Annotated in this window: 28 protein-coding genes; 21 read left to right on the plus strand and 7 right to left on the minus strand. The window is 46.1% G+C overall.

All coding sequences use genetic code 11. From position 1 onward, the window contains the following. Positions 1-93: 93 nt before the first annotated feature. The 12 genes from AC0VYI_RS10500 (at position 94) to AC0VYI_RS10555 (ending at position 9,223) form a co-directional block, all read left to right on the plus strand. The gene (locus AC0VYI_RS10500; RefSeq protein WP_475449161.1) at positions 94-240 is read left to right on the plus strand and encodes a hypothetical protein; all 147 of its coding nucleotides are present in this window, start codon (positions 94-96) and stop codon (positions 238-240) included. Between the two features lie 9 nt (positions 241-249). Continuing rightward, positions 250-1,206 (plus strand): transaldolase family protein, encoded by a 957-nt coding sequence (locus AC0VYI_RS10505; protein WP_475449810.1) that lies wholly within the window; start codon positions 250-252, stop codon positions 1,204-1,206. A 229-nt stretch (positions 1,207-1,435) separates the two neighbouring features. Beyond that, positions 1,436-2,905: a F0F1 ATP synthase subunit beta gene (gene atpD, locus AC0VYI_RS10510; protein WP_475449163.1), complete on the plus strand. Its 1,470-nt coding sequence runs from the start codon at positions 1,436-1,438 to the stop codon at positions 2,903-2,905. Further along, the gene (locus AC0VYI_RS10515; RefSeq protein ID WP_475449165.1) at positions 2,880-3,290 is read left to right on the plus strand and encodes a F0F1 ATP synthase subunit epsilon; all 411 of its coding nucleotides are present in this window, start codon (positions 2,880-2,882) and stop codon (positions 3,288-3,290) included. The genes atpD and AC0VYI_RS10515 overlap by 26 nt, the downstream gene beginning before the upstream one ends. Beyond that, entirely contained in the window at positions 3,287-3,679 is a 393-nt protein-coding gene (locus AC0VYI_RS10520; RefSeq protein ID WP_475449167.1) for an AtpZ/AtpI family protein, read from the plus strand. Before AC0VYI_RS10515 ends, AC0VYI_RS10520 begins: the two co-directional genes overlap by 4 nt. Then, positions 3,663-4,025, plus strand: a complete 363-nt coding sequence (locus tag AC0VYI_RS10525; protein WP_475449169.1) for an N-ATPase subunit AtpR — start codon at positions 3,663-3,665, stop codon at positions 4,023-4,025. Before AC0VYI_RS10520 ends, AC0VYI_RS10525 begins: the two co-directional genes overlap by 17 nt. Next, on the plus strand, positions 4,022-4,753 hold the full coding sequence (locus tag AC0VYI_RS10530) for a F0F1 ATP synthase subunit A (protein ID WP_475449171.1): 732 nt from the start codon (positions 4,022-4,024) through the stop codon (positions 4,751-4,753). Before AC0VYI_RS10525 ends, AC0VYI_RS10530 begins: the two co-directional genes overlap by 4 nt. 17 nt (positions 4,754-4,770) lie before the next feature. After that, positions 4,771-5,052 (plus strand): F0F1 ATP synthase subunit C, encoded by a 282-nt coding sequence (locus AC0VYI_RS10535; protein WP_067217971.1) that lies wholly within the window; start codon positions 4,771-4,773, stop codon positions 5,050-5,052. Between the two features lie 3 nt (positions 5,053-5,055). Next, positions 5,056-5,868 carry a F0F1 ATP synthase subunit B family protein gene (locus AC0VYI_RS10540; protein ID WP_475449173.1) on the plus strand — a complete coding sequence of 271 codons (813 nt, stop codon included), beginning with the start codon at positions 5,056-5,058 and terminating at the stop codon, positions 5,866-5,868. After that, complete coding sequence (locus AC0VYI_RS10545) at positions 5,865-7,397, plus strand: alternate F1F0 ATPase, F1 subunit alpha (RefSeq protein WP_475449175.1); 1,533 nt, start codon at positions 5,865-5,867, stop codon at positions 7,395-7,397. Before AC0VYI_RS10540 ends, AC0VYI_RS10545 begins: the two co-directional genes overlap by 4 nt. Next, positions 7,394-8,281 carry a F0F1 ATP synthase subunit gamma gene (locus AC0VYI_RS10550; RefSeq protein WP_475449177.1) on the plus strand — a complete coding sequence of 296 codons (888 nt, stop codon included), beginning with the start codon at positions 7,394-7,396 and terminating at the stop codon, positions 8,279-8,281. The genes AC0VYI_RS10545 and AC0VYI_RS10550 overlap by 4 nt, the downstream gene beginning before the upstream one ends. A gap of 153 nt (positions 8,282-8,434) precedes the next feature. Then, on the plus strand, positions 8,435-9,223 hold the full coding sequence (locus AC0VYI_RS10555) for a Crp/Fnr family transcriptional regulator (RefSeq protein WP_475449179.1): 789 nt from the start codon (positions 8,435-8,437) through the stop codon (positions 9,221-9,223). Positions 9,224-9,241: 18 nt separating this feature from the next. On the opposite strand, the gene AC0VYI_RS10560 is transcribed toward AC0VYI_RS10555, so the two are convergent. From AC0VYI_RS10560 to adhP, 5 genes are all read right to left on the minus strand, one after another. Beyond that, positions 9,242-9,520: a hypothetical protein gene (locus AC0VYI_RS10560; protein ID WP_475449181.1), complete on the minus strand. Its 279-nt coding sequence runs from the start codon at positions 9,518-9,520 to the stop codon at positions 9,242-9,244. Then, positions 9,517-9,888 (minus strand): phage holin family protein, encoded by a 372-nt coding sequence (locus tag AC0VYI_RS10565; RefSeq protein WP_475449182.1) that lies wholly within the window; start codon positions 9,886-9,888, stop codon positions 9,517-9,519. The genes AC0VYI_RS10560 and AC0VYI_RS10565 overlap by 4 nt, the downstream gene beginning before the upstream one ends. 118 nt (positions 9,889-10,006) lie before the next feature. Then, the gene (locus tag AC0VYI_RS10570) at positions 10,007-10,357 is read right to left on the minus strand and encodes an ElaB/YgaM/YqjD family protein (protein ID WP_475449184.1); all 351 of its coding nucleotides are present in this window, start codon (positions 10,355-10,357) and stop codon (positions 10,007-10,009) included. A 108-nt stretch (positions 10,358-10,465) separates the two neighbouring features. Continuing rightward, positions 10,466-10,699: a DnaJ domain-containing protein gene (locus AC0VYI_RS10575; RefSeq protein WP_072842244.1), complete on the minus strand. Its 234-nt coding sequence runs from the start codon at positions 10,697-10,699 to the stop codon at positions 10,466-10,468. A gap of 43 nt (positions 10,700-10,742) precedes the next feature. Continuing rightward, on the minus strand, positions 10,743-11,777 hold the full coding sequence (adhP, locus tag AC0VYI_RS10580) for an alcohol dehydrogenase AdhP (RefSeq protein ID WP_475449186.1): 1,035 nt from the start codon (positions 11,775-11,777) through the stop codon (positions 10,743-10,745). A gap of 323 nt (positions 11,778-12,100) precedes the next feature. On the opposite strand from adhP, the gene AC0VYI_RS10585 reads away from it, so the two are divergent. The 8 genes from AC0VYI_RS10585 (at position 12,101) to AC0VYI_RS10620 (ending at position 19,700) form a co-directional block, all read left to right on the plus strand. Continuing rightward, positions 12,101-12,517, plus strand: a complete 417-nt coding sequence (locus tag AC0VYI_RS10585; protein ID WP_475449187.1) for a DUF4398 domain-containing protein — start codon at positions 12,101-12,103, stop codon at positions 12,515-12,517. Then, entirely contained in the window at positions 12,514-13,449 is a 936-nt protein-coding gene (locus AC0VYI_RS10590) for an OmpA family protein (protein WP_475449189.1), read from the plus strand. The genes AC0VYI_RS10585 and AC0VYI_RS10590 overlap by 4 nt, the downstream gene beginning before the upstream one ends. A 184-nt stretch (positions 13,450-13,633) precedes the next feature. Next, the gene (locus AC0VYI_RS10595) at positions 13,634-15,040 is read left to right on the plus strand and encodes a YfcC family protein (RefSeq protein ID WP_475449190.1); all 1,407 of its coding nucleotides are present in this window, start codon (positions 13,634-13,636) and stop codon (positions 15,038-15,040) included. A gap of 73 nt (positions 15,041-15,113) precedes the next feature. Further along, positions 15,114-16,355: an arginine deiminase gene (locus tag AC0VYI_RS10600; RefSeq protein WP_475449192.1), complete on the plus strand. Its 1,242-nt coding sequence runs from the start codon at positions 15,114-15,116 to the stop codon at positions 16,353-16,355. Positions 16,356-16,445: 90 nt separating this feature from the next. Beyond that, complete coding sequence (gene argF, locus AC0VYI_RS10605; RefSeq protein WP_475449812.1) at positions 16,446-17,447, plus strand: ornithine carbamoyltransferase; 1,002 nt, start codon at positions 16,446-16,448, stop codon at positions 17,445-17,447. Between the two features lie 29 nt (positions 17,448-17,476). Further along, on the plus strand, positions 17,477-18,418 hold the full coding sequence (arcC, locus tag AC0VYI_RS10610) for a carbamate kinase (RefSeq protein ID WP_475449194.1): 942 nt from the start codon (positions 17,477-17,479) through the stop codon (positions 18,416-18,418). Continuing rightward, a complete protein-coding gene (locus AC0VYI_RS10615) occupies positions 18,408-19,376 on the plus strand; it encodes a DnaJ C-terminal domain-containing protein (RefSeq protein WP_475449196.1) in 969 nt (322 codons plus the stop codon). The genes arcC and AC0VYI_RS10615 overlap by 11 nt, the downstream gene beginning before the upstream one ends. A 3-nt stretch (positions 19,377-19,379) precedes the next feature. Next, the gene (locus AC0VYI_RS10620; RefSeq protein WP_475449198.1) at positions 19,380-19,700 is read left to right on the plus strand and encodes a chaperone modulator CbpM; all 321 of its coding nucleotides are present in this window, start codon (positions 19,380-19,382) and stop codon (positions 19,698-19,700) included. A gap of 116 nt (positions 19,701-19,816) precedes the next feature. On the opposite strand, the gene AC0VYI_RS10625 is transcribed toward AC0VYI_RS10620, so the two are convergent. Further along, positions 19,817-19,993: a hypothetical protein gene (locus AC0VYI_RS10625; protein ID WP_475449199.1), complete on the minus strand. Its 177-nt coding sequence runs from the start codon at positions 19,991-19,993 to the stop codon at positions 19,817-19,819. Between the two features lie 75 nt (positions 19,994-20,068). Between AC0VYI_RS10625 and AC0VYI_RS10630 the strand changes: the two genes are divergently transcribed. Continuing rightward, the gene (locus tag AC0VYI_RS10630) at positions 20,069-20,797 is read left to right on the plus strand and encodes a VIT1/CCC1 transporter family protein (protein WP_475449201.1); all 729 of its coding nucleotides are present in this window, start codon (positions 20,069-20,071) and stop codon (positions 20,795-20,797) included. 59 nt (positions 20,798-20,856) lie between these two features. Here the strand turns inward: AC0VYI_RS10630 and AC0VYI_RS10635 are convergent, their stop codons facing one another. Then, positions 20,857-21,684 carry a PRC-barrel domain-containing protein gene (locus AC0VYI_RS10635; protein WP_475449203.1) on the minus strand — a complete coding sequence of 276 codons (828 nt, stop codon included), beginning with the start codon at positions 21,682-21,684 and terminating at the stop codon, positions 20,857-20,859. Positions 21,685-21,687: the final 3 nt, after the last annotated feature.

The raw sequence follows: 21,687 nt of genomic DNA on the forward strand, positions 1-21,687 counted from the left end.
TGTCACCATTGATCACATTGGCGAGCTGATCCATCACAATTTTTGTATCGATCTTGGTGCAGTCAAAACGTGTTCTGCGTCATCGGAGGCGCTATGAACTTAATGAAAGACACGACCCCTACTAGGCAATTGCAGAAAATGGGTCAAAGTATCTGGCTCGATAATATCACTTGTGCGCTGTTAAACAGCGGCACTTTGCAGCACTATATTGATCATCTGAATGTGACAGGGCTGACCTAGAATCCGACTATTTTTGATAAAGCGATCAAAGACAGTGATAACTACAATCAAGCCATCGCCGAAAAAGCCACCAAAGGATTATCGGGTGAAGCGCTGTTTTTCGAATTAGCGCTAGAAGATTTAACCCGTGCGGCGGATATATTGCGTCCGGTGTTTGAGGATACCGATGGTCTAGATGGTTGGGTTTCCTTAGAAGTTTCGCCGCTGCTTGTAAGCAATACCGAAGATACGGTTGCGGCCGTTTTGGACCTGCATATACGCGCTCAGCGCCCAAATATATTTATCAAAATTCCTGGTCCCCCCGCCGGTCTAGCGGCCATCGAAGAAGCGATTTTCGCGGGTGTGCCCGTCAATGTAACCTTGCTGTTTTCGACTAAACACTATCTTGCGGCGGCTGAGGCTTATATGCGTGGCATTGAGCGTCGAATCGATGTGGGACTTGATCCGAAAGTAGGGTCAGTCGCTTCATTGTTTATCAGTCGTTGGGATGTTGCTGTTAATGACAATGTTTCCTCCAGTCTGCGTAATTGTCTTGGTATTGCCATCGCCCAGCAGGCTTACAAGGCTTATTGTGAGTTACTGACTACGCCACGTTGGCAATCGTTAAAAACGGCCGGAGCTCAGCCACAACGCTTGCTTTGGGCCAGCACCGGAAGCAAAGATCCGACTATTTCTGACTCTTATTATGTCTCAGCGCTTGCTGCGCCACACACCATTAATACGATTCCAGAAAAGACATTACTAAGCTTCTCGAAAGACGGAGCTTTGTCTAGCGTGATGTCGATTGATGGTGTTGATGCTGCAAGCAAACTGTTGGCATTTGCTATGGAAGGTTTTGACATCGATGCACTGGCCGACCAGCTCCAACAAGAGAGCGCAGACGCTTTTACTCAGTCTTGGAACGATTTGTTGGCTGTCATCGAGCAAAAGAGCCGTGGGTCAAAAAGTGATGAAGCGCCTTTCTAGCGATTTTCAAAGAGATCTATGTTAAGCGATTTTTTAGGACGTGATTTTTTAGGAGTCAGCCAAAGTGAAACAGTTAATGCTCGACCAGCTTGCTATCAGTGATGTGCTAAATAAGGTGGGCTAAAAGGCGTATATGTTCGCTAGTGCACAGAGCGAACAAGGGCTTTTTTATTACACTGTGTTGGCATTTCTCTGTCTCCATTTTTAGACCAAGGATTTTTCGAAGCCTATGCCATCCACTACATCTCAAAATCTCGGCACTGTGATTTCGATTCGCGGCAGTGTCGTGGACATCCGCTTTGACAATATATCGTCAGACAATCAGTTGCCTTCGATTCGTACTTTATTACGCACTGGCAAAGACAACAGCATTGCTATCGAAGTGTTTTCCCAATTGGATGATCAGCGGGTACGCGGTATTGCGTTAACACCGACGCAAGGTCTCGCCCGAGGTATGCAAGTTGAGGACACTGGCGAGCCACTACAAACACCCGTAGGCAAGGGGATTTTGTCGCGCATGTTTGATGGGTTCGGCAATGCCATTGACAAAAAAGATGCGCCGATCGACGTTGCATGGCGTTCGGTTCATAACGAACCGCCACCATTAGCAAGACGTTCCACCAAGACCGAAGTATTCGAAACGGGCATCAAGGTGATCGATGTCTTAATGCCATTAGAACGCGGTGGCAAAGCGGGTTTGTTCGGCGGCGCGGGCGTGGGTAAAACCGTCTTATTGACCGAGATGATTCATAACATGGTCGGCCAACATGCTGGCGTGAGTATCTTTTGCGGTATCGGAGAACGCTGCCGAGAAGGCGAAGAGCTTTATCGCGAAATGAAAGAAGCGGGCGTGCTGGACAACATGGTGATGATGTTTGGGCAAATGAACGAGCCACCGGGTGCGCGTTTTCGCGTCGGTCATGCTGCCTTGACCATGGCGGAATATTTCCGTGATGACGAACATCGTGATGTCTTGTTGCTGGTGGACAATATCTTTCGCTTTATTCAGGCGGGCATGGAAGTGTCTGGCTTAATGGGACAAATGCCAGCGCGTTTGGGTTATCAGCCGACCATGGGCACCGAGTTGTCACAACTTGAAGAGCGCATTGCCAATACCGGTAGTGGTGCGATTACCTCGATTCAGGCGGTGTATGTGCCTGCCGACGATTTTACCGATCCTGCTGCTGTGCATACCTTTTCTCACCTTTCTGCTTCCATAGTGTTATCCCGTAAACGCGCCAGCGAAGGGCTTTATCCCGCTATTGATCCTTTGCAGTCCAGTTCCAAAATGGCGACGCCGAGTATTATTGGCAAACGCCATTACGATCTCGCGCAAGAAATTCGTCGCACTTTGGCGCAATACAGCGAGTTAAAAGACATTATTGCCATGCTCGGTATGGAGCAGCTCTCACCCGAAGATCGCAAGGTTGTCGGACGTGCGCGTCGCTTAGAACGGTTTCTTACTCAGCCCTTTTTTACCACCGAACAATTCACTGGCATGTCTGGCAAATTGGTCAGTCTTGATGATGCCTTAGATGGCTGCGAGCGCATTTTACAGGATGAATTTGCAGACTATCCAGAAAGCGCGCTTTACATGATTGGTGCGATTGATGAAGCCCATGAAAAAAGCAAACAAGCCCCAGAAGATAAACCAAAAGCCGAGGAGGACGCAGATGCCACAAGCCTACATGACGCTTAAAGTTTTGCTGCCACATAAAGTCTTTAGCGAAGAACAAAAAGTGCTGAGAATCGTCGCAACCACACCACAAGGGGCGTTTGGCATTTTACCGAATCGATTGGATTGTGTGGCGTCTTTGTCGGCGGGCATTTTAGTGATTGAAGTCGAAGAAGAAGCTTATATTGCCGTAGATGAAGGCGTATTGGTGAAAACTGGAGCCGATGTGCGGATTTCTGTGCGTAACGCTATGAATGGCATGGGACTAGAAGATTTACGTCACGCCCTAGAAGACGAGTTTATTCAGCTTGATGAGCAAGAACAAAAAATGCGTTCGGCATTGACCAAGATGGAAAGCGGTTTTGTTCAGCGTTTAGTGGCCTTTAAGCAGGATGCGAGTTTGCCATGAAAGACGATGATGAAGACAAAAACGCGACTAAACCAAACCGTAATCTAGATCACAATCTAAATCGCTCTCTAGATCACAAACCGAAAAACAACTACAGCAAGCAAGTTGGCTCAGTCGCTGCGCGTAAGCTAAAAGCACAGCGACACGTGACCAAAACTGTCTGGTCTGGCTTGGGCATGATGGGGTTGGTCGGCTGGTCGATTGCGATTCCGACTGTGCTTGGCGCGGCACTGGGCATTTGGTTGGATGGTGCGTATCCCAGTGACCGTTCGTGGACGCTGGCGTTGCTGGTCGTTGGCCTGTGTTTAGGCTGCTTCAATGCCTGGCACTGGGTGCAAAAAGAAGACAAAGACATTCACCAACCGGAGGACAATGATGATGTTAATTGATTTTGGTGACAACTTTTGGGGTGGTGTTGCCTATGCCATCTTGGTTGGCGTGCTATTAGGGATTTTTTATTTTGCTGGGCTATGGTGGACAGTGCGCCGATTGGGCTCTAGTAGCGTGGTTGCGCCGTTGTTTCTATTCAGTATGTTGTTTCGCATTAGCGTGGTAATGGTGAGTTTTTATGTGTTTCTGGGTAATGACTGGCAAAAATTATTGTTAGGTTTACTTGGCTTTATGGTCTTGCGTTTGTTCGCGACGCGGCTGATTCGTTTGAAAGACAACCCCGTCATTATCAATCCGATTCACACGCTTAAAGAAAAAAATTCTCATACAGAAGAGCGTTTATGAACCTGACTCCAGATCTCATTGTGTATTGGCAAATGGGTTTTCTAACGCTTAATGCCACCATAGTTTTTACTTGGCTGGTGATGTCGGTGCTGGTGGTTGGGTCGATTCTGATCACTCGAAATCTGTCCAACAATTTTCAACGCTCGCGCTGGCAAAATGCGCTAGAAGTGGTGGTGATCACCATTAACAAACAAATCGAAGAAGTAGGTTTAAGCCAGCCGCAAAAATACATCGGTTTTCTGGGAACTTTATTTTTGTTTATCGCTGTGTCTGCACTTTGCACCATTATTCCGGGTTTCGAACCACCGACGGGTTCGCTTTCCACCACGGCGGCGCTGGCATTGTGTGTGTTAGTTGCTGTGCCTTTGTTTGGTATTCAAGAGCAAGGTTTCGGTTCCTATCTGTCTTCCTATACCAAGCCAACCATCATTATGCTGCCGTTTAATATTATCAGCGAAGTGTCGCGAACCTTGGCGTTGGCGGTACGATTGTTCGGCAATATGATGAGCGGTGCGATGATCATCGCAATATTGCTGACTATTACGCCGTTCTTATTTCCGATTGTGATGACCTTGCTGGGCTTGTTAACCGGCATTGTGCAGGCTTATATCTTTTTCATTCTTGCTACCGTGTACATCGCAGCGGCGACTCGCTCCTCCAAAACACAAGCGCGGAAAAAAGCAGCTCAACAACCAGAAACTCAAAAAACAAACGAATCAAAACGATGAACATTTACGGAGTAACTATGGACAGCATGACAATGATTGCAATGGTTTCGATTATTACCGCAGGGCTAACAATTGCCATCGGTGTAATCGGGCCATCATTAGGGGAAGGTAAAGCGGTGGCGACGGCGTTAACCTCTCTGGCTCAGCAACCGGATGCCTCGGCGACGATTACGCGAACCTTGTTTGTGGGGTTGGCGATGATCGAATCCACGGCGATTTATTGTTTTGTCGTATCGATGATTTTGCTATTCGCCAATCCTTTTTGGAATTACGGCATTGCTCAAGCGGCAGGTCAATAAATCATGCTGATCGATTGGTTTACCGTCATTGCGCAACTGATCAATTTTTTGGTCCTCGTTTGGTTGCTTAGGCATTTCTTGTATCGTCCTATTTTGAACACGATTGACGCTCGTGAAAAACGCATTGCCGATGAGCTGGCCGACGCCGACAATAAAAGAGCTGAAGCCGAGCTGCAGCGGGAAGCGTTCCAGCAAAAGAACACGGAATTCGATCAACAGCGCACGGCGCAGATGAACAAAGTCGGTGAAGAAGCGAAAGTTGAGCGGACGCGATTGCTTGAAGAGGTGCGACAAGAGTCCGACGCGCTGCGCAGCAAGCTTAAGCTGGCGCTTAAAAACGAACAACTGAGCTTGAAGGATTCCCTAAGCCAGCGAGCACGAGAAGAAGTGTTTGCCATCGTCCGCAAAGCGCTTAGTGATCTGGCTGGCACCAGTTTGGAAGCCAGTATGGCAGACGTTTTTGTGAAGCGTTTAGACGCATTAGCGGACGCTGAAAAGGCCACTTTGCAAGCGGCTTTTCAAGATTCGACTGAAGCATTAATCGTGCACACGGCGTTTGATCTGCCTAAAAAACAAATCACCCAGATTACCAAGGCGTTACATGGCTTATTGGGCGATGGTGTGGTGATTGAATTTGCCACGGATGCTCACTTGATCAGCGGGATTGAGATCAATTCCCACGGCCATAAAATTGGCTGGAGCATCGCTGATTACCTGACCACGCTGACCAAGCGAGTCAATGACGTGATGCTTTCTCATAATGCTGTTCAAGACGAAAGCCCTAAGCTTGAGAAAAGCCAAGAGCAGGCTTCATGATGTCGATGTTTGACGGGTTATTTGCTGATTTAAAACAGGCTCGGGAATCGTTCGCACCCGCTATGTCACCACGGGAAATCGGCAAAATTACCAGTGTCGCCACGGGGATTGCCAAGGTATCTGGTTTGCCTAATGTTGGCTACGACGAGTTATTGCTTTTTCCCGGTGACATTTATGGCATCGCGTTTAATGTCGATGAAGACGAAATTGGCGTGGTGTTGCTTGGCGAATACTGGCATTTGCAAGCCGGTGATGAAGTCGAACGGCTTGGTCACGTGGTCGATGTGCCGGTTGGCGATAGCTTGATTGGCCGTATTATTAATCCAATCGGTAAACCTTTGGATGGCAAGGGCAATTTGGGAACTACCGAGCGTTTTCCCATCGAACGACCTTCGCCAGCCATTATGGATCGAGCTGGCGTGAGTGTGCCGTTGCAAACGGGCATTAAAGTGATTGATGCCTTGATACCAGTAGGGCGTGGCCAGCGAGAATTGATTCTTGGTGACCGACAAACCGGCAAGACGGCGATTGCCATGGACACGATTCTCAATCAGCGTGGCAAAAACGTTTTGTGTGTCTATTGTGCTATTGGCCAACGCGCGTCTGGTGTTGCCAAAGTTATTGCCGCTTTGCGGGAACAAGGCGCGATGGAATACACAGTCGTGGTAGTGACAGAAGGCAACGAGCCACCGGGCTTGGCCTATGTTGCACCGTACGCGGCGACCAGCATTGCCGAATATTTTATGGAGCAAGGTCGTGATGTACTGATTGTCTACGATGATTTGACGCATCATGCTCGCGCTTATCGTGAATTGTCTTTGTTGTTGCGTCGTCCACCAGGGCGAGAAGCCTTTCCCGGCGATATTTTTTATATTCATTCGCGCTTGTTAGAAAGAGCGACCCATCTGAGCGAGGAACTAGGCGGCGGTTCATTGACGGCGCTGCCGATTATCGAAACCGAAGCACAGGATATTTCGGCGTACATTCCGACCAATCTTATCTCTATTACTGATGGGCAAATTTACCTTTCGCCGGCGTTGTTTGAGCTGGGTATTTTACCCGCGGTTGATGTGGGGAAATCAGTGTCTCGTGTGGGCGGTAAAGCACAAAGAGCCGCATATCGCGGCGTCACGGTGGACCTTAAATTGGCTTATGCGCAATTCGAGGAACTGGAAACCTTCGCGCGTTTTGGCGCGAGATTAGACGACGATACGCTGAAAATCATTGAACATGGTCGACGCATTCGAGCCTGCTTGAAACAGCCTGAATTTGCGCCTGTGTCCATGGCAGAACAAATCGCCGTGTTAGTCGCCTTGACCGCAGATTTGTTTGATGACATTGAGTTAGACAATATGCCCGCCGCGGAGCAAATCGTTCGGGATGCCGCTGCGAAAATCACCGATGATATGGTTGAGCGTTTAGAAAGCACCGACAAATTAAGCAAAGAAGATAAAGCCGTGATTTTAGAACTTGCACGCCAAGCACTTGAAATCTTTAACACCGACACAGATTTAGGTGAGCCAAGATGACAGACAGTATCGCCAGTTTGCGTCACAAAATTACCAGCGCCCAAGACTTAAAATCTGTAGTGCGCAGTATGAAAACCATCGCGTCGTCGAGCATTGGTCAATACGAAAAAGCCGTGCATTCGCTCGATGATTATTATCAAAATGTGCAATTGGGATTGTCGGCGTGTTTGTCGCAAAGTACCCAATTAGAACAGCCTGCGGTAATCGTTAATCGATCTCAGAAAGACGCACCCGCCATCGTCGTGATTGTATTTGGCTCGGATCAAGGTCTAGTCGGACAGTTCAATGAAGTCATGGTCGAGTTTGTGGTCGATTCTTTGGCAAAATTATCAGGTAATAAGATGCTTTGGGCCGTAGGCGAGCGGGTTGAGTCTCGCTTGATAGAGACAGATTTAAACACCGAAGCAAGCTTTGAGTTACCTCATTCCATCAACACTATTACTGGATTGGTAGGCGAGATTTTAATCGAGCTGGAAGCAAAACGAGATCAAGGACTGATTGACCAAGTATTTTTGTTTCATCATAAGCCCGAAGCCAATTCGATTTCTCGCCCCGTGAGTCAGCAACTTTTGCCTTTGGACACGGCTTGGCAACAAGAGCTTGTAGCGATTGATTGGCCAAGTAATAACCTTGTGGAAGTGATGCCAGATCAAGATCAAACACGTCGTGCTTTTGTACGTGAATATCTGTTTGTTAGTCTTTTTCGAGCCTGTGCGGAATCGCTTGCCAGTGAGAACGCCAGCCGACTTGCCGCCATGCAGCGAGCAGAAAAAAACATCGATGAAATACAAGAAAACCTCAATCAAACCTTTCACCGTCTGCGTCAAAGTGACATCGATGAAGAGTTATCCGATGTGTTATCTGGATTTAATGCTTTAAATTAGAATTTAGATCATGATTTCAGTGAGTAAATCATAAAATAAAGAGTAGTGTGTTCGCTAGCGCACAGAACTTTGAGTAATTAATTGATAGAAGTGTCATTCTATCGCTTTGTTGCGACCTGATTTCTCACTTGAAAAATACCTAAGAATTATCCAATGCATGATGCAATCGATACGACTTTTTCGCCATTACAAAATCATCTTCTAGCTGCGCTTCCTGAGGAAGTTCAAGTTCGTATCTTTCCTTTTCTTGAATTGGAAAAACTGGAACTAGGGCAGGTGATGTACGAGGCGGGCGATAAATTAGCTTATGTACACTTTCCTGTTGATGCCATCGTGTCTTTGCTTTACGTCATGGAAAGTGGCGCGTCTGCCGAAATTTCCGTAGTTGGCAATGAAGGTTTAATTGGCGTTGCATTATTTATGGGCGGCGAAAGTACGTCGAGCCGAGCGGTGGTGCAAAGCGCTGGATATGCTTATCGCTTAAAAGGCAGCATGCTAACGGAAGAATTTAATCGACACGGTAAGCTGCTGGAGTTGATGCTGCGTTATACGCAATCCTTGATCACCCAAATGGCGCAAACCGCTGTGTGTAATCGTCACCATTCTATTGACCAACAATTGTGTCGCTGGTTGTTATTGTCACTTGATCGTTTGCCCGATAACCATCTCACCATGACCCAAGAATTGATTGCTAATATGTTGGGCGTACGCCGAGAAGGCGTCACCGAAGCAGCAGGCAAATTACAAAAGCTTGGGGTGATCGATTATCACCGAGGTCATATCACCGTGCTAGACAGATCGAAACTCGAAGAGTTGAGCTGCGAATGTTATGCCGTGGTGAAGACAGAGACCGATCGTTTGTTGCCATATGTTGTGCCGAAAACCTATTCTTTACCGAAAGCGTATTCTTTGGCAAAAAAGTCTTCCTTGCCCAAAAAATAGCTATGATAATGTGCTTTTTTATACCGATTTATGAAACGCCTTTCGTGTTGTGTTGATGAATTGAATTCCTCTCGAAAGTGTTCCTACTAAGCTGATACTGATCGCCATGTAGGACACTTTTGATGCGAGGTCGACGACATTGTTTTTGGTCAGTAGGCGCATCAGAATGCTACGAGGAAATGTATTGTCGGAATCAATGGCAATGCGTTTTATAGTGCGACGGTTTTCCTCTAATTCAAGGCGTAAAGACTCCCGCTGTTTGACTAAATCTTGTTTGGATAGCGCTTTATAATTCATAGAATATTTTGCTTAATTATCTCGATGTCTTCGGCAACTTCTGCGCGTGTTGCGGCAAAAAATCCATCTGGATGAGTCAATAGGGCGAAGAAGCGCCGACAGGCAAAATACGAAATAACACCGTAAAGAATGCATACCGACGCAATCGCGCTAATTAAATAGTTTGTGTTCCAGCATAAGGCGATGACAAGCACACCAAAGAAGAGACAGAAACAAATAAAACAGGCAAAGCCAATACAGGCTGCTGTGAGCATTTGTTTGAGTCGTCTTTTTTCTTCCACCCATTCTACTTTCATCAACCGCCAGTACAGTCTGGTTTGGCCAATAAGACGCTCTTTGGCTGAATGTAATCGTTGCAGGCTCTTCAATTATTTAACGGATTGAATGCGCTTTGCAGTGCATTCTCCGACCTCATAGATATGGCGTAATATGGCATGTGGCTGGCTCTTATTCGAGAAACACTACTATTTGTGTTAGACAAGCTGTTTAAGAGCGTCGCGCTAACAAGGCTCCGAATACAATACCGACTAAGGCACTGGCTGCAATCACTTGCCAAGGCTTTTCATGGGCGTAGGTATTGGCCACTACAGCAGATTTTTTTGCTGCACCAGAAACCGTTGCACTAGTGTGATTTATAGAGGCTTTTGCCGCAGAGATTGAGTCATTAATTTTTGCTCGTACTTGCTCCAATTCTTCGCCAGTAACAGATGTGCTGGCTTTCACCAAGTCTTCTATGTCGGACAGAAAGTGACTGAATTCAGTAGAGACTTTATCCATTGTGCTGTTATGGCTTTGACTATGATCTGGAGTATGACCATCTATCTTAGACGTTTTCATTATGCATTCCTTTTTTGTGGTGGATGTTAAACGCAACTCTATTGTTTTCTAGACTAAGTGAAGGCAAAGCCCAGGTCTGTTCGTCAGCGAACTTAGCAAGCTTTGTTTTTAAAGCTCGATGCAATTGGCCTGTGTATAAAGGCTGCCATGACCTGATTGTCTGCCTGATGATTTTAATGCGGCATAGGCTTCAGTAATTTCTTTGAATAAGGGCTCGCAATTTGACTGCTCAGAAATATCTGGATGATATTTGTGGGCAAGCTTGCGGTAAGACTCCCTGATTTCTTTCGCCGATGCGGTGAGTTCTACTTCTAAGGTTTTGTAATAATCATTGAATTGCATGGTCAGTCTCCTATCTATTTAGAAAGATGAGCTCAAATGTTTATTAAATCGTTGCGAAATCAATAACCACTCGTGACGGAACATCACCATTTTCCAGACGTTTAAATACATCGTTAATGGCAGACAATGGCTGTAGCTCAATGTCAGCTTTTACTTTGCCTTCGGCGGCAAAGGCTAATGCTTCGGCCATATCTTGGCGTGTGCCCACGAACGAGCCGCGAATGGTGACGCAGTTAGCAACTACGTCGAATAACGGCACTGGGAATTCACCTGGTGGCAAACCAACCAATACACAAATGCCACGTTTGCGTGTCATGGCAACCCCTTGATTGAACGCAATTAGCGAAGGTGCAGTGATTAATACGCCATGAGCACCGCCACCTGTTGCTTTGACTACGGCCTCAATTGCACCTTCTTGTTTGGCATTGACCACGGAATCCGCGCCAAGTTGGGTGGCGTGTTCGAGCTTTTTATCATCAATATCAACTGCACAAACGTGCAAGCCCATGGCTTTAGCGTATTGAACAGCCAAATGACCAAGGCCACCAATACCAGAAATAACCAGCCAGTCACCCGGTTTTGCTTTGGTTTCTTTAAGGCCTTTGTAAGTGGTAATGCCCGCGCAGATTAACGGCGCGGCTTCTGTGGCAGATAAGCCAGCAGGAATGTGAGCCACGTAATTTGGGTTAGCGAGTATGTATTCAGCGAAACCACCATTTTTGGTGTAACCGCCAAACTCGGCTTCGCCACACACAGTTTCCCAAGCAGCAAGGCAGTGCTCACAGTGGCCACAGGCCGAATAGAGCCAAGGTACACCGACGCGATCGCCTTCTTTTACGGCAGTCACACCTTCACCTAATGCCACCACAATACCAATGCCTTCATGACCGGGAATGAACGGAAGTGAGGGTTTCACTGGCCAGTCGCCTGCTTCAGCATGCAAATCTGTGTGACAAACACCACAGGCCTCGGTTTTCACCAAGATTTGCCCTGGACCAGGAGTCGGAATATCCATTTCTTTAAGAACGAGACCTTGGCCGAATTGTTCGACCACGGCTGCTTGCATTTGTTTAGTCATAATGAAATCCGTTTTGTTGATTTAGATTTTACCAGAGCCTATGCCTATTAATTTACGTTGTCAGTGCGTTTGCGAACAGAGTCTATTACTTAATGTTTTTATATTTTATTTAAAAGTTTTTTGTTACTGATTTATTTATTTGTGTGTTGGCGTACATACAAGGTCTAAATACACCCTGTAAATTGATTGAGTTGTATTTAATTTAAAAAAGAGATTTTTAATAATTAAAAGCTGTGGATTAAGAAAAATATTTTTATTGTTTTTATTTCAACACCCTCATGACTCATCAGAGCATGTTTAAGGGATTTAAGAGGACACAAGGTATGAGTCAAATTATGCAGGAATCGTTTTTTTCACTGCGCCGTCATGTGCTGAAAGGCTCATCTTTGGTAGCTATGGTCGTTTTGCTGGCTGCTTGCTCGCATAACCAACAACCCAAGATGTACGGCGCTTTACAAGCCGCTGAAACAGCTATTGAAGATGCTGACCGAAATGGTGTGAATGGTTATCCCTCACCAGAATTAGTTGAAGCGCGTAACAAGCTTCAGCAGGCTCGGGTAGCGATGGAAATGGAGGAAATGCCTCTTGCTACTTATCTGGCTAAAGAGTCACAAGTCGCTGCTGAATTAGCATCCGCTAAGGCGACGTTAATTAAAGAGCAGCAAGTCAATACGGCGATTGAAGAAGGTATTGATGCCTTGAAAAAAGAAATGGATCGCAATGTAGGAGTGGGTTCATGAGTGTATTAAATATTCGGTTTTATCAAGTGGCTGGTATGGCTTCTTTGCTTGTAGTTGCGGGCTGTGCAGGCCCAGCAGCGAAGCCCGAAGGGATGAATAATGTACGAGCTAAGTTGACGCACTTGCAGATGAATTCTCAGTTAATTCAGTCTGCGCCGCTAGAGTTTAATGATGCCGAGCAGGCGGTTAAGGCGGCTGAAGAACCAAGAACGGACAAAATGTTAGGTCGCCATTTAATGTTTATGGCTGACGCCAAAGTAGAGATCGCTGAAAACCGAGCAAAAAGCCGAATGTTGGTTTTAGATCGTAAGCAGCTTAGTCAACAGCGTAACGAGGCCAAATTAGCGGCAAGGAATCGGGAATTGGGCGTGGCGCGTAATGACGCAATGCAGTCTAAGGCCGATACCAAAAAACTAAGGATGGAAGCCGATACAGAGCGTAATCGCAGTCAAGAATTTCAGCGACAACTAGGCATACTTAATGCTAAAGCGACCAATCGCGGCATGATCATGACGCTAGGGGATTTGTCTTTCGCGACAGGCAAAGCAAAGCTGCAGCCGAGAGTGTTGATTGATCTTGATAAGTTGGTTGTCTTCCTTAATAAGTATGAAGATCGCAGTATTGTGATAGAGGGCAATACCGACAGCGTTGGTAGCGAGGCACTTAATCTAAGGTTGTCCCAACATCGAGCTTTGGCGGTTAGAGATTATTTGGTGGATAAAGGTATTAATTCTGGTCGTTTAACAGTGGTAGCGAATGGGGAAAGGAATCCATTAGATACCAACGAGTCTAAACTTGGGCGTCAGCATAATCGTCGAGTGGATATTGTTATCTCGAATACCGAAATGTCTAGACCAAAAGCGATACTGAATGACTTAGCAATTAATTCTTTCGAGTTTTCAATTGGAACAATAAGAGAAAGTAAAGGGTGATGCTTTTTAAAAATTAATTTAAAGCTTATTAAGAGAGAATGATTTGATTTTCAATGATTTTAAAAGCACCTTGTTAGTAAATGATATTGCCAGGGTGCTTTTTTAATATTAAATGAAAATATGGCTTTCATTGTTTTTCTTTTTTGATTTTTGAAATTGCCCATATTTTCATAGGACGTTAACAATGACATTTAAATTCCCAACCGCTTATACCATTCTGTTTCTGCTGATTGCCTTGGTGGCAGCAGGCACTTGGGTGGTGCCAGCAGGGCAGTATGACCGCGTCGAAAACGTGACGCTGGGTAAGGAAGTACCGGTTCCCGGTACGTATCAGCAAGTGGATTCTAACCCGCAAGGTGTGGTGGATATTTTCCTTGCGCCGATTGCCGGTTTTTATAATCCAGACAGTTACGAAGCCGCGGCCATTGATGTGGCTTTGTTCGTGTTAATCATTGGTGGGTTCTTAGGTGTTGTCACCAAAACAGGCGCGATTGATACGGGTATTTCCCGCGCAATGGTGAAGCTTAAAGGTCATGAAAAATGGATGATTCCGATTTTGATGGCGCTGTTTGCGATTGGTGGTAGCACTTATGGTATGGCGGAAGAATCGCTGGCGTTTTATGCCTTGTTGATTCCAGTGATGATCGCCGCGGGTTACGACTCTGTCGTGGTGGTGGGCATTATTCTGTTGGGCGCAGGCATCGGAACGCTTGGTTCCACTATTAATCCGTTTGCGACCGTCATTGCCGCCAATGCTGCCGACATTCCATTCACGCAAGGCATGTTTTTACGTTTCTTTATCTTGCTAACTGGTTGGTTGGCCTGTGTGGTGTATGTGATGCGCTACGCGGCAAAAATCAAACAAAACCCAGAGCAGTCTATCGTTTCCGATCATAAAGCGGACATCGAAGCGCAATTTGGTAAAAAATCCAATGCCGACGGTGATGCCATGCTGACGCTAAATCAGAAGTTTGTCTTGGTGATTTTCGCTTTAACCTTTGCGGTGATGATTTGGGGTGTGTCGAGCCAAGGTTGGTGGATGGCAAAAATGGGCGCGCTCTTTATTGCTTCGTCTGTGCTGATCGGTTTTGTTACTTGGATGGGCGAAAAAACCTTCACCGAAGTCTTTATTAATGGCGCGCGAGATCTATTAGGAGTCGCCATCATCATTGGTATTGCTCGTGGCATTGTAGTCATCATGGACGCAGGTCACATGACAGATACCATCTTGCATTTGGGCGAGCAAAGCTTAAGCGGTTTGTCGAATGTGCTGTTTATCAATGTGATGTTTGGCATTGAAGTGTTGATATCATTCTTTGTTCCTTCCTCGTCAGGTTTGGCGGTATTAACCATGCCGATTATGGCGCCACTGGCCGATTTCTCTGGTGTGAGTCGTGAATTGGTCGTGACGGCGTACCAGTCGGCCAATGGCTTAGTGAATTTATTTAATCCTACTTTTGCCGTGGTAATGGGGGGGCTTGCTATCGCCAAAGTGCCTTACGAAAGATGGCTGCGCTTTATTTGGCCGCTGCTGTTGATTCTTTGTCTCATCATTATGAGCTCTCTCAGCGTTATCGCCTTAATCGGCTAAGTCGTTAATCAAATAAGTAACTCAGCTCTCGATATCTCTTATTAACAGGATTTTCTCATTTTAAGGAAAAGCTATGATCGAATTTGGCGTTCACTCCGAAGTCGGCAAACTACGTAAAGTCATCGTTTGCCGTCCGGGCCTTGCTCATTCTCGTCTCACTCCCAGGAATGCCGCGGAACTGCTGTACGACGATGTGTTATGGGTTCAACAAGCACGTACTGATCACATGGACTTTTGCATGAAAATGGAAAGCCGTGGCATTAATGTGCTGGAATTTGGGCAGTTATTAGAAGAAACCGTGCGCGATAAAGGCGCTCGAAATTGGGTTCTTGATCGCCGCATTAACGAAAATCAAGTGGGCGTTGGCATGCTAAATGAGCTGCGTAGCTGGCTTGATGATATGCCTGCTGAGCAACTGGCTATTTATCTGATTGGTGGTATTTCTGTCCACGAGTTGCCTTTTAAACCTCATGGCATGTTTGGTAATTATCTTGGTGGCGATGGTTTTGTTATTCCGCCATTACCTAATACTCAGTTTCCGCGTGATAACAGCAGTTGGATTTACAACGGTGTCACAGTGAATCCGATGTTTTGGCCAGCACGTCGACCAGAAACCTTGTTGGTCACGGCGGTGTATCGTTTTCATCCTGAATTTGCTACAGCCTTTAATAATGGCGAGTTCAAAATTTGGTGGGGCGATCCAGATCTGGATCATGGTCCAGCCACCGCTGAAGGCGGCGATGTCATGGCGTGGGGTAATGGCTCTGTGTTAATCGGCATGGGTGAACGGACTTCACCACAAGCGGTTGGGCAAATTGCTAAACGATTGTTTGAGCAGGGCGCAGCAACCCGCGTGATGGCTTGCCAAATGCCGCGTTCTCGTTCGGCAATGCATTTGGATACCGTGTTTAGTCATTGTGATCGCGATGTTGTCACCGCCTTCACGGACGTTTGTGACGAGATCCAATGTTATACCTTGCGACCTAGTGATCACGCTGGGCAAATTGATTTCCGTAAAGAGAAGAAACATCTGTTTGAACTCGCTGCGGACTGCTTAGGCATCAAAAAACTCAACGTCGTGCAAACCGGTGGCGATCATTATCAGAAAGAACGCGAGCAATGGGACGATGGCAACAACGTTATCGCGCTAGAGCCTGGCGTTGTCGTCGCTTATGACAGAAATACCTACACCAATACCTTGCTTCGCAAAGCAGGCGTGGAAGTGATTACCGTGAGTGGGGCGGAGCTAGGCCGAGGTCGTGGTGGCGGCCATTGTATGACGTGTCCTGTTTGGCGTGACCCTGTTTCTTACTAAAAAACGACTACTGCGCTCGCTACGTCATGGCGCGTCAGTTTTTTAGTCCCCAGTAGTTGAGGGTTTTTTTTTGATCAATAAGGTGTAAATATTTTGTTTAATTTACGGAATAAGAATTTTTTAAAATTGTTAGATTTTAGCCAGCGAGACGTGAGTTTTTTGTTGGATTTGTCCCGCGATTTAAAGCGTGCAAAGTACTCAGGCATGGAACAGCAGGGCTTGAAGGGCAAGAACATCTGTCTGATTTTTGAGAAGTCCTCAACTCGTACTCTGTGTGCATTTGAAGTGGCGTCGTTTGACCAAGGTGCACAGATCACTTACTTAGGCCCTTCTGGTTCGCAAATCGGTAAGAAAGAATCCATGAAAGACACAGCTCGGGTGTTGGGTCGTATGTTTGATGCGATTGAATATCGTGGCTTTGGTCAGGAAGTCGTGGAAGAGTTAGCGAAATACGCTGGCGTGCCAGTTTATAACGGGTTGACCGACGAATTTCATCCAACACAAATGTTGGCGGATTTGCTCACTATGCGTGAGCACAGCGGCAAACCGTTGAATAAAATCAGCTATGCTTTTGTCGGTGATGCCCATTCCAATATGGGACATTCATTGATGGTTGCAGGCTGTTTAATGGGCATGGATGTGCGCATTGCTGCGCCTAAATCTTTATGGCCAAGCGACGAATTCTTAAAACCTGCACGAGATTTAGAAAAACGTTATGGCGCGACGCTGACTATTACCGAGGATGTAAACGCCGCCGTGAAAGACTGTGATTTTATTCATACTGATGTGTGGGTTTCCATGGGCGAGCCGGATTCTGTTTGGGAAGAGCGCATCAAATTACTCACGCCTTACCGCGTAAATAGCGATTTGATGAAGGCGACGGGCAACAGCAACACCAAGTTTATGCATTGCTTGCCAGCTTTTCATAATCGTGACACCGACGTGGGTGAAGAAGTCTTCCAGAAATTCGGCATCGAAGAAATGGAAGTATCCAACGAAGTGTTTGAATCGGAAGCCAGCATTCAGTTCGAGCAAGCGGAGAATCGTCTTCATACTATTAAGGCGATGCTTGTCGCTACTTTGGGTCATTAACATTCACGCCTAATTAAAAGGACTGGAATATGAGAATAGTCGTGGCTTTGGGTGGTAACGCCTTGTTGAAACGTGGTCAGCCGTTAACGGCAAAAGCCCAGCGCGAGAACATTAAAATTGCGGCGCAAGCTCTGGCAAAAATCGCCATCAATAATGAGCTAATTATTACTCACGGCAATGGCCCGCAAGTTGGCTTGTTGGCATTGCAAGGCAACGCCTATAAGCCGGATGAGCTGTATCCGCTGGATGTTCTCGGTGCCGAAACCGAGGGCATGATTGGTTACATGATAGAACAAGAAATGGGCAATTTTGTTCCCGCTGAACGGCCATTGGCAACACTATTAACCATGATAGAAGTCGATCCCAAAGACCCCGCGTTTAACAATCCCACCAAGTTTATTGGCCCCGTTTACGAAGAAGCGGAAGCCAATAAACTCGCCCAAGACAACAACTGGACGATAAAACCAGACGGCAAAAAATGGCGTCGAGTCGTGGCTTCGCCCTTGCCAAAACGTATTTTTGAAATTCGTCCGATTCGTTGGTTATTAGAAAAAAATACCATCGTTATCGCCAGTGGCGGTGGAGGCATTCCTACCATGTATGACGCGGATCATCATCTAAAAGGCGTCGAAGCCGTGATAGACAAAGACTTATCCAGCGAACTGCTCGCGCGGGAACTGGGGGCCGATTTATACATCATGGCGACCGATGTTCAGATGGTGTATCTGGACTGGGCAATGCCACAACAGCGCGGTATTAAAAGCATTAATCCTGCTGATCTCGCCAACTACGACTTCGCCACTGGCTCCATGGGGCCGAAAGTAAATGCCGCCAAGCAGTTTGCCGAGAAGACAGGCAAAGTCGCTGCCATTGGGTCATTAGAAGAACTTGAGTTAATCGTCAAAGGCACCGCAGGGACACGAGTAAGCAAGCTGGTTGGGGCGATGGAAATGAGGCAGCATGGAGTTTAAAGACTATTACAAAATTTTGGGCATCGATGAAAAAGCAAATGCTTCCGTGATCAAGGCAAGCTATCGAAAACTTGCTAGAAAATATCATCCAGATGTTAGTAAAGAAGAAAATGCTGAAGCACAATTTAAAGACGTAGGCGAAGCTTATGCCGTTTTAAAAGATCCAGAAAAACGCGGCGAATACGATTTATTGCGAGCACAAGGGACGCATAGATCTGGCGGCAGCTATCAGCCACCACCAGATTGGCAATCTTCTCATGCAGGCAATCGAGCACACAGTCAGAGGACTGATGAGGATTTTAGTGATTTCTTTGATTCGATTTTTGGTGCTAATGGCGGCAGCTATCGTCAAGCAGAGGGGTTTCAAAGGTCGACGAATCGCCGTGGACGAGATTTACATTATAAAATCGCTTTGTTTCTTGAGGAGGCGTTTGTTGGTTGTCAACGACAAATAGCTTTGCGAGTTTCCGAACCAGACCAAAATGGATCGATAAAACAAAGAGACAAAACATTAAACGTAAAAATTCCAGCAGGAGTAACAGAAGGTCAGCATATTTGTTTGACTGGTCAGGGAGAACTAGGTATTGGTGGCGGTAAAGCAGGTGATTTGCTACTAGAAATTGAGTTTGCCCCACATTCATACTTTACGGTCGACGGGATGAATATTTTACTGACGTTGCCCGTTACGTGTTGGGAGACAGCATTAGGTTCAACGGTCGAAGTACCAACCATCAGAGGCAAAGTAAAATTAAAAATTCCTCAAGCAGCGAATAGTGGTAATAAGCTGCGTATCAAAGGCAAAGGTTTGATTAGTAAAGGTGGGGAAATATCTGGTGATCAAATTGTGACCCTGCAGATCAGTTTACCAAAAGAACACAGCAGTGAAGCTAAAGCGCTTTACCGACAACTAGCTGAGTGTGAATCTCACTTTAATCCACGCCAAGCCTTCGAGAGGTAGGTAATGTCTAAATCAGAGATAGTGATAATTGACTCTCGACATGAGCATATATTATTTACCTTAGAAGAGGTTTGTGAACGCTGTAATGTCCATACTGAGATGATTATTGAAATGGTGGAGTATGGTATCGCTGATCCTGTTGAAAAGTCTTCATTAGATAATTGGTACTTTAATAGCCAAGCTTTAATGCGCTTGCAGCGGGCTCAACGACTAATGGATGGACTGAAACTAAACTTGTCTGGGGCCGCGTTCAGCTTAGAGTTATTGGATGAAATTGACGGCTTACAAAAGCACATCGTTGTTCTTAGAAATCAGTTGCCTTGATGGTTTTTTAATTAAAAACTATTGGAGATGGTTGGAAATCAGATCTCACTTAATTCGATGAACACTTCAGCGTGTTCATCGATTCGTAATAAGATGTCTCTACGAAGCTCTAAGTCCTAGAATGAACGCTTACGCTCTATATTGGCGCGAAGATCACTACAAACAAAGCTGAAATGGGTAACCGCATTTTTCACCAAGAAATCGGCTGAAGGCGTTCTTTCATGGGGGCGACTTTGAGTGTGAGCCAGAATTGAATAAACGCTGAATTTTTCATGATTTGTGGATGTTTTCACTTAAATTTCTTATTAAGTCGAATAGCCTACCATTGGGATAAATAGCAGACACATAGTCAGAGGAATAACGTTTCTATGTCTAATCAAGTTACTGGATCTAATCAAGCCACAGGGTCTCATCAGGAACATCACCGCCAACATCGAGTAGGTTGGTTAAGAGCTGCTGTTTTAGGGGCGAATGACGGTATTGTTTCCACGGCAAGTTTGATTATTGGTGTGGCGTCGGCCAATTCTGGACACACGGCGATCATGGTTGCGGGAACAGCAGGTTTAGTCGCTGGCGCTATTTCTATGGCGGCGGGGGAATATGTATCGGTGAGTTCTCAGGCCGATACGGAAAAGTCTGATTTGCAGGATGAAAAAAAATCCCTTGAACAGAATTACGAAGAAGAGGTGATCGAGTTGGCGGACATCTATCAGCAGCGAGGTGTGGAACCAGAACTGTCCATCACAGTGGCACGACAGCTGATGGCGCACGATGCACTTGCGGCGCATTCTCGAGATGAAATCGGGATTTCTGACCTATCAGCTGCGCAACCTATAACGGCGGCTTTTTCTTCAGCATTGAGTTTTACCTTGGGGGCGGCATTGCCTTTGATGACGGCGTATTTTTATCATGATGATGCCAATTTGTCCGTTGTTATCGCTGTGTTGTCTCTGGTGTTTCTCGCTATTTTAGGGGCGATTTCATCGTATTTGAGTGGTGCAAAAATGCTTACTGGCATAGTGCGAGTTGGCTTTTGGGGTGCGTTAGCCATGGCGACGACGGCACTGGTTGGGAATGCTTTTGATGTTGCGGTTTAAAAAATGGACTGCGAGGTGCAGTCCATTTTTTTAGTGCTTAGATAAGGGGGGGGCAAGCGTTAATCTTGCTTTACTAGATTGGCTTTTTCACCTCTTGCCCAATAGCCAGTTAACCCATAATGATCGTAAACTGCTAGCTCGTGCTCTCGGTTTAGATCTTTGGTGGTGTGGTACTTGGGCGCTTCTTTTATCTGATGACGAGTTAAGTTGATGGAGACTGAACTATCAGTCCAATCCATGTCTTCTATCCACTCTGGCGAGATAAGCACTTTGTGACCACCAAACCAATTGGTAGTGTCGACCATGAAGTAGCGAACCGCCATGGTATTGTCTTCAATTAATAGCCCAGAAACATGCCCCATTTCACCATCGATGGCGTGGATCTTGTAGCCGATGATGGCTTTGCAGCTGCGTAGATTTGGATCATCGTTTTGATGTAATTCGCGTTTGGCCTTTTCATGAGCAAGCGTAGCGCTGTCTGATTCTTCTTTGGTATCTGGGTAATGACCAAAACCTGGATACAATGAATACGGATACATGCCGCCGCCCCAGAAGCCAGTGCCACCCCAATAATAGGGATAGCCGTAGTAGCCTAAATGATCGATCTCGTGTTGGCGGGAAACAGGTTGGTTTGTGTCAATTTTTGGGCTGTTTTTCACTTGTTCTTTGGTGACGGCGACGGGAAAGACTTTTTCTCGACAGTTGGCTTTTTCTATGCCAATAGGAGAGATCAAGACTTTACGGCTTGATAGCCAGCTGCCAGTTTCAACGACGAAATAACGCACAACCCATTCTTCGTCATCAAACAAGAAATCCGTCACTTCGCCTATATTGCCATCAGTGGCGGCAATGGTGTATCTCTCTAAATCGTGCATGCTGCGTAACATAAT

This window comes from Marinomonas sp. 63XJN7_9_ISO-PGPR-S23-217 (genome assembly GCF_056173515.1).